This is a genomic window from Microcystis sp. LSC13-02 (assembly GCA_002282935.1).
GTDB lineage: Bacteria > Cyanobacteriota > Cyanobacteriia > Cyanobacteriales > Microcystaceae > Microcystis.
The window spans coordinates 1-7,336 of record MTBT01000034.1 but is presented as its reverse complement, the minus strand read 5'-3'; the positions used below and the strand labels follow the sequence as shown (position 1 = coordinate 7,336).

Annotated in this window: 3 protein-coding genes and 1 pseudogene; 2 read left to right on the top strand and 2 right to left on the bottom strand. The window is 45.6% G+C overall.

Annotated features, from left to right (window positions below; translation table 11 throughout):
• On the bottom strand, positions 1-3,167 hold a 3,167-nt coding region (locus BGL89_RS02250), incomplete at its 3' end, for a CHAT domain-containing tetratricopeptide repeat protein (RefSeq protein WP_286824210.1).
• A gap of 83 nt (positions 3,168-3,250) precedes the next feature.
• On the opposite strand from BGL89_RS02250, the gene BGL89_RS02245 reads away from it, so the two are divergent.
• Together BGL89_RS02245 and mrdA are read left to right on the top strand one after the other, a co-directional pair.
• The gene (locus BGL89_RS02245; protein WP_286824209.1) at positions 3,251-4,360 is read left to right on the top strand and encodes an S-(hydroxymethyl)glutathione dehydrogenase/class III alcohol dehydrogenase; all 1,110 of its coding nucleotides are present in this window, start codon (positions 3,251-3,253) and stop codon (positions 4,358-4,360) included.
• 521 nt (positions 4,361-4,881) lie between these two features.
• Complete coding sequence (gene mrdA / locus BGL89_RS02240) at positions 4,882-6,750, top strand: penicillin-binding protein 2 (RefSeq protein WP_286824208.1); 1,869 nt, start codon at positions 4,882-4,884, stop codon at positions 6,748-6,750.
• Here the strand turns inward: mrdA and BGL89_RS02235 are convergent.
• Positions 6,747-7,250: pseudogene (locus BGL89_RS02235) on the bottom strand (radical SAM protein); the annotation flags it as partial. The gene mrdA and the pseudogene BGL89_RS02235 overlap by 4 nt on opposite strands.
• Between the last annotated feature and the right edge of the window lie 86 nt (positions 7,251-7,336).

The following is a 7,336-nucleotide window of genomic DNA, read 5'->3' as shown; positions in this document are numbered from 1 at the left end:
GCGCCATATTCAATGAATATCTCAAGAGCTTGCCGGTAGTAGCTTCGGGCTTGCTCCCATTCCCTCAATTCTTGCGCTACCATTCCCAAATTGTGCAGGGTGCTGGCTTGCTCGTAGCGGGCGCCATATTCAATCTTGATCTCAAGAGCTTGCCGGTAGTAGCTTCGGGCTTGCTCCCATTCCCTCAATTCTTGGGCTACTCTTCCCAACTGGTGCAGGGTTCCGGCTTGCTCATAGCGGGCGCTTTGCGTGCCTCCGGCAGCGCCATATTCAATCTTGATCTCAAGAGCTTGCCGGTAGTAGCTTCGGGCTTGCTCCCATTCCCTCAATTCTTGCGCTACCATTCCCAACTGGTGCAGAATTCTGGCTTGCAAAGATTGCTTCAATTGACTGTAACTTTCACTAATTGGCTTGAGTAATTCGAGGATCTTTTGGTAAATCTCTTTCGCTTTCTGATAATTTTTACTTTGTAAATATTTGCTTCCTGTCTCGGCAATTATAGCAATGATTTCTATTGCCACCTGCCCTTGTTTGGCTTCAGGGGGATAGTTTTCAAAAGTTTCGAGAACGAACTCTAGGAGCTTTAAATTAGTCTGAGTATCTTGGGTTAACTTCAGATAACTATGCAAGCAAGTAATAATACTAAGTACGCTTTCTTGCTGATTGAGGGCGATTTGCAACGCATTAAACAGATTTTCATACTCCCAGCGACAGAACAATATCCCCCACTGCTTCTCTTGCGGATTTTTGGAATCTAGTAAGTGATCATAATAACTTGCCAATCCTCGGTAATGATTCTTAAATCCCTCCCAAATTGCTGCTTGTGTCTCTGGTGCTAATTCCTTTAACTTCGTTTTTAGGAAGTAGGGAAAAATGGGCTGAATAGTCAAGAATCTCGACAATTCTTCACTCATCGGCGAAAGCAAACCCCAATGAATCGCTTCTTCTATCGCTGCATCAAATTGATCAAACTGATAGCCTTGTAAAGGTTCTAATTGCTGTAGTTGTTGGCTATAATTAGGAATAACATCCCTGGGAATAAACCCACTAAAAGGCGCTAAACATAGTAACAACTTCTGCGCCTCCTCCGACAAATTACTGTGGGAATATTCCACACACTTGATGATATTATTAGTCTTATTCTCATCCCCCACATTAACTAATTCCGCCAACTGTAACCCTTGCCAAATCTCCTCCGGTGACTGTCGCTTCAGATTCGCTAATACCACTTCCATCGCCAACGGATACCCCGCCAACAACTTCATCAAGCGTTTAAAATAATCATCCTTTTTAATCGCATTTTTCCGACTCTTCGCCTGACGTTCTAAGATTCTCTCCGCTAATTCAGTTCTCGACTCTTGGTCTAATCCTTGTAAGTGATAGATATTCTCCTTAAAAGTCCTGCGTTGCAGCCAAGTTTCCTCACTGCGAGAACCCAAAATCACCTTCGTCTTTCCCCCGACCAAATTCTTGAGAAATTCGGCGACTGCTTCCCTCTCATTCTCCGGTAAAGTATTCTGAATTGCTAACGGTTGTCCCGTCACCGACTCCAGATTATCTAAAATGAGAATATACGCCTCACTGCGGAGTTTTTGTTCTAGTTTCCTCACCCGCGCTTTCAGGTTCATCGCTTGGAAACTCGCCTGTTCAAAGCGATTATAAATTCCCTGACCGATTTCATGGACAATCTGTTCTAAAGTCCAAGCTTTTTTATCATAACCAAAATAGAAAATATGGGTCGCCCAGTTGGTTTTTTGCCACCATTCTCGTAGATAATTGAGTAAAGTAGTTTTTCCTGTCCCTCCCATTCCTTTGAGTAAAAGTATATTATGTTTCAGTAGAGCCTTTTCCATCTTGAGAATTTCTAAATCCCTGCCGACAAAGCCGTATTCTGGTAAAGGAAAGACATATTGATTGCCGATATGTTCCCAGTATTTTTCCTCCTCTTCTGGAGTAAATGGACGCAAATTGAGATTAATTTTACCGCGACAATAAATCACCGGTAATAACCAATCTTCTAAATCTATTATCGTATTATAATAGGCGCGGCGTTGCTTATTATTGAATAACTCTAACCGTCCTTTTCGCATCGCTTCCGTTAGGTCTTTTCCGTTCAATAATTGCTGATAAATTGGTTTCATCATCAACTTAGCTGCAGAAACCGTCACCGAATATCCCATCGCTACCACAGCTTGCATTCCCGCAGTCATCAAACGACTCCCTAAACTGGTTTCCCGATAGTCTTCTGATTCCTGGGAAATTTGCTTTGCTGACTGACAAGCATTGAGAATACAAATAGGGATATTTTTCCCCGTGAGTAAATTCGCTAATTCCGTCGCTTCTACCGGAGTCGCTTGACCTTTTTCTTCTCCTTCCAGAAACAGAAAAGCTTTTACTCCCTCATATTCTGCTAAATCCTCCAGTCCCCATCCCCTTTGATAGCGCCAAGAGTCCCCGTGAACCTGTCTTTCGTACTGTTCATATTCCATTAATCCGCCATGAACATCGAAATGAATAACATGATAGTATCCTTCTCCCTTCTCATCCAGATGTCTGGTTAGTGATTCATAAGTTCCGGGACGCAAAATATCAATTTTTACTGGTATTTCACTACTATTTACCAGTTCTACTAAAGGACGGGAAATCGTGCGATAGTTAACATCAGATTCCTCATTAGGACGCGCAATTACCACCAGGAGATTGATAGTAGGATAAGTGGCCATTTGCACCGGGACAACTGTAGCCCCTCGACGCTGGCGGGAGATGATACAATCTATAGAAAAAGGACGCGGTAAATCAGGATCTTTCAGCGCTTCCCAATGTAAAGCTTGAAATTCTGGCGACTGACTTTCGATAATAATTTGCAGTTGACTTAACTGCTCTCGCAAGTCTCGATATTCCCCATAAGCATTTAAATTACTCTGGAAAACCTGTTTAAATAAATTTTCGCCATAGTTTTGGACACTGTTGGCGGCTTTTTGCGCTTTATCCGTCTCTAGCGTCGGAAATACTAACCATTCCTCAAAGTACCATTCTAGTTGTTTTTCTTCTTGGTTAGTAAAGGGGTCAGTAACCGTAATTGGGTAGCTGTTACCGCTATCAAAATTGAGACTAGCAGTAAAGCCACCATCGTTCATTCCTTCTTCGCGGATGGTGAGGACTAACATAGAGATAAGTTGAGAATTGTTCTATTACAACTCTTCAGCAGTTTAACGGTATTATACTGGAAAAAACCTATTGCTTTGAGCCTATGGATGTTCGAGCGGCAGTTGCCCTAGAAGCGGGAAAACCCCTAACTATTGAAACGGTACAATTAGCCGCACCGCAAGCGGGGGAAGTGTTAGTAGAAATCAAAGCCACGGGAGTTTGTCACACCGATGCCTATACTCTCTCTGGGGCCGATCCTGAAGGCTTATTTCCCTCAATTTTAGGCCATGAAGGGGCCGGAATCGTGGTAGAAGTGGGAAAAGGTGTCACTAGCCTGAAAGTGGGCGATCCTGTGATTCCCCTATACATTCCCGAATGTCGTCAGTGCGAATACTGTCTCAGCTTTAAAACCAATCTCTGTCAAGCGATTCGTCTTACCCAAGGTCGGGGAGTAATGCCGGATGGAACCAGTCGTTTTTCCCTCGATGGTCAACCTCTTTATCACTACATGGGAACCTCGACTTTTGCTAATTATACCGTGCTGCCGGAGATTTCCCTGGCCAAGATTCGCCCCGATGCTCCCTTTGAAAAAGTCTGTTATATCGGCTGCGGAGTCACTACAGGTATCGGTGCGGTGATTAATACCGCTAAAGTGGAACCGGGGGCAAAAGTGGTGGTTTTTGGTCTGGGAGGCATCGGTTTAAACGTTATTCAAGGGGCCCGCTTGGTGGGAGCCGATATGATTGTCGGGGTCGATATTAATCCCCAGAAACAAGCTTTAGCGGCAAAATTCGGGATGACTCATTTTGTTAATCCCCAAGAAATTGAGGGGGATTTAGTGGCCTATCTGGTGGATTTAACTAAAGGTGGGGCCGATTATAGTTTTGAGTGTATCGGCAATGTCCAGATTATGCGTCAAGCTTTGGAATGTTGCCATAAAGGTTGGGGTGTTGCCACTATTATCGGTGTAGCTGGGGCAGGCCAAGAAATTAGTACCCGTCCTTTTCAATTAGTCACCGGACGCGTCTGGAAAGGTACGGCTTTTGGTGGGGCGAGAGGCCGTACGGATGTACCAAAAATAGTCGATTGGTACATGGAGGGCAAGATTAACATCGATGATTTAATCACCCATGTTCTGCCTCTGGCAAGAATTAACGAGGCTTTTGACCTGATGCGACAAGGGGATTCTATCCGCAGTGTGATTACATTTTGAGCAGGGATAATGTTACATATAGTTAAGAAACACTTGACAAACTCTTAACTATATATGTGTGCCAGTTTCTTGGCTCTCTTTAACTTACTATAGAAGCGATCAATCTTTGTGTCCTCTGTGTCTGGTGTGGTTCCTTCCACTCCTTTGTATTTACTCCGATTTTGTTAAGATATATTGCGGATACCCTGAACTTTAGTAAAGAGAGGAGCTAAATCACCTAGTATTGCGTCCTTTTCAGTGAACAGTGAACAGTGAACAGTGATCAGTAAACAGTGATCAGTAACCAGTGAAAAGACATTAGGAAAGTGCTATTTGAAACCGCTCACTTAATACTGCACACTTAAAAACTCAAATCTCATAACTGATCACTGATAACTGATAACTGATAACTGATAACTAACTGATAACTGATAACTGATAACTGATAACTGATAACTGATAACTGATAACTGATAACTGATAACTGATAACTGATAACTGATAACTGCCCTAATAACTTTTAAACTTTTAACTTTAAGCAAATGCGTAATAGCGGACTCCTATCAAAAACCAAAGTCAAACTGAAACCGAAAAAACCGCTCACCTCGCCGAAGCGGCCATCGCCGAATAAATTACAGAATAAAATCACAGATAAAGAGCGTCTAGTCGGTCGTCAGCGTCAGTCATGGCTAATTATGGGATTAATTAGCATTGTCCTGCTAGGAGGAGTCGGCTCACGCTTGGCATATTTACAACTGCAGCAAGGACAAATTAACCGAGAAAGGGCAGAAAATAACCGGATTCGCATTCTTCCCAAACCCCCAGTCCGGGGCAACTTATTCGATCGCAATGGCAAAGTTTTGGCCACGGCCCGCTTAACCCATGCGGCCTATATTTGGCCGAAATCCCAGCGTAATCCCGCTCAAAAACTCAATCTTGACCGTTTAGCCAGTATTTTAGGCATTCCCAAAAGCGACCTAGAAAAACGCATTAACGAAGCGGACGAAAACCCCTCCACCCTGATCCGCATCGCTAGGGGTTTAACTCCAGGCCAAATTATCGCCCTAGAGGAATACAAAGACGAATTAACCGGCATTGAAGTGGACGTGGAATCAGTGCGCTACTATCCCAATGGTAAAATTGGGGCGCATATTCTCGGTTATACGGGGGAACTAACCCCGGAGGAATATCAAGCCAAAAGACCCCAGGGCTACCGATTGGGAGATGTCGTCGGTAAAATGGGTGTAGAAGCCGCCTACGAGTCAAAATTGCGGGGAGAATGGGGGGGAATGCAGTTAGAGGTCAACGGCTCGGGACAAGTAATCCAAATTCTCGGCCAAAAAATTGCTAAACCGGGGCAAGATGTCACCCTGACACTAGATTTAAAACTCCAAAAAGCCGCCGAGGCCGCTTTAGGAAAACGCAAAGGTGCGATCGTGGCGATCGATCCCCGGGATGGTTCCGTGCGGGCCATGGTCAGTTATCCTAGTTTCGATCCCAATGTGTTCTCGGCCCCAATTACCACCACCACTTGGAAAAAACTACAAGCGGAGGGCAACCCTTTTGTTAACCGCGCTCTGCAAGGATTCCCCCCCGCTTCCACCTTTAAAGTCGTCACTGCCACTGCCGGCATGGAATCGGGTAAATTTCCCCCCAATACGGTCTTAAATACCTTTGCCGCCCTTTATGTGGGGGGGACAGCTTTTGGAGAATGGAATCACGCCGGTTTTGGGCCGATCGGTTTTGTCAGGGCCATGGCTATGAGTAGTAACACTTTTCACGGTCAAATTGGTCGCGGGGTGGGGGGTCCGGCTTTAATTGCCATGGCTCGGCGCTACGGTTTCGGTCAGAAAACCGGTATAGAATTAGCGGAAGAAACTCCGGGGTTAATTGCCGATCGCGATTGGAAACTGCGTAATTTTAAAAACTGGGATTGGTCCGTAGGGGATACGATTAATATGTCGATCGGTCAAGGATTTACCCTCGCAACTCCCCTACAAGTAGCTGTGATGTTTGCTGTCCCCGCTAACGGTGGTTTTTTGGTGAAACCGCACCTTTTACAGGATGCCCGCGATGTTAAGGAATGGCGAAAGTCTTTGAACATGAAACCTAGCACCCTAGACACCCTGAGAAAGTCCCTGAGATCCGTGGTAGCGGAAGGAACTGGTCGGGCCCTATCGGACCCCGCTTTACCGCCCGTAGCGGGCAAAAGCGGCACGGCAGAAGCACCTCCAGGGAAGTCCCACGCTTGGTTTGGAGCTTTCGCGCCCTTCGACAAGCCCGAAATTGTCGTGGTCGCCTTTGCGGAACATTCCGGCGGTGGTGGTGGTAAAGTGGCCGCACCTATGGTACGTCAGGTAATGGAGGCTTATTTTAATGTGAAGCCGAAAGAAGAAAAACCAAAGCCTTAGAGACCTGTGGCGGTAAGTGGCACACAGCGTACGGTAATTCCCGTGGCCGTGGCAATTTTTTGCGCCCAAATTGCCAATATTTCAGCGTTTACGGGTTTGAGAATTTGCATTCCGTCGGCAGCGGTGAGGGGATTATTACCGCGGGTTTCTAATTGTCTTTGTCTTGCCCGGGGACGGGTCGGGGTGTTAAGTTGAATTTCAACCGGTTGTAGCTGTTGCATCAAATCGATATACTGGTCTTGATCTTGGGGCGACCAAGAGGCCAGCACCATGGTTTGAATTGCTAGTTTTCCCGACCATTCTTGGCGAAATTGTCTTAATCCCGACCAAAGAATCTGCCAATCCAGGCCGGGGACTGGACGGTTAACCCGTCGCCATTGGGCCTCGGAAACAGCATCGATTTTAGCGGCGACGATATCAGCTTTGCTCAAGTCTTGACGCACTCGGGCATCTCCCAAGAGGGTACTATTGGTTAAGACCGCCACCGGCCGCCTGGTCATCGAAAATTTTGGGTCTGAAACCCCGTCGTTCTACGACGGCTTTACTGTTAAATATTAGCACATTTACGAAATATATGCTAAAATGT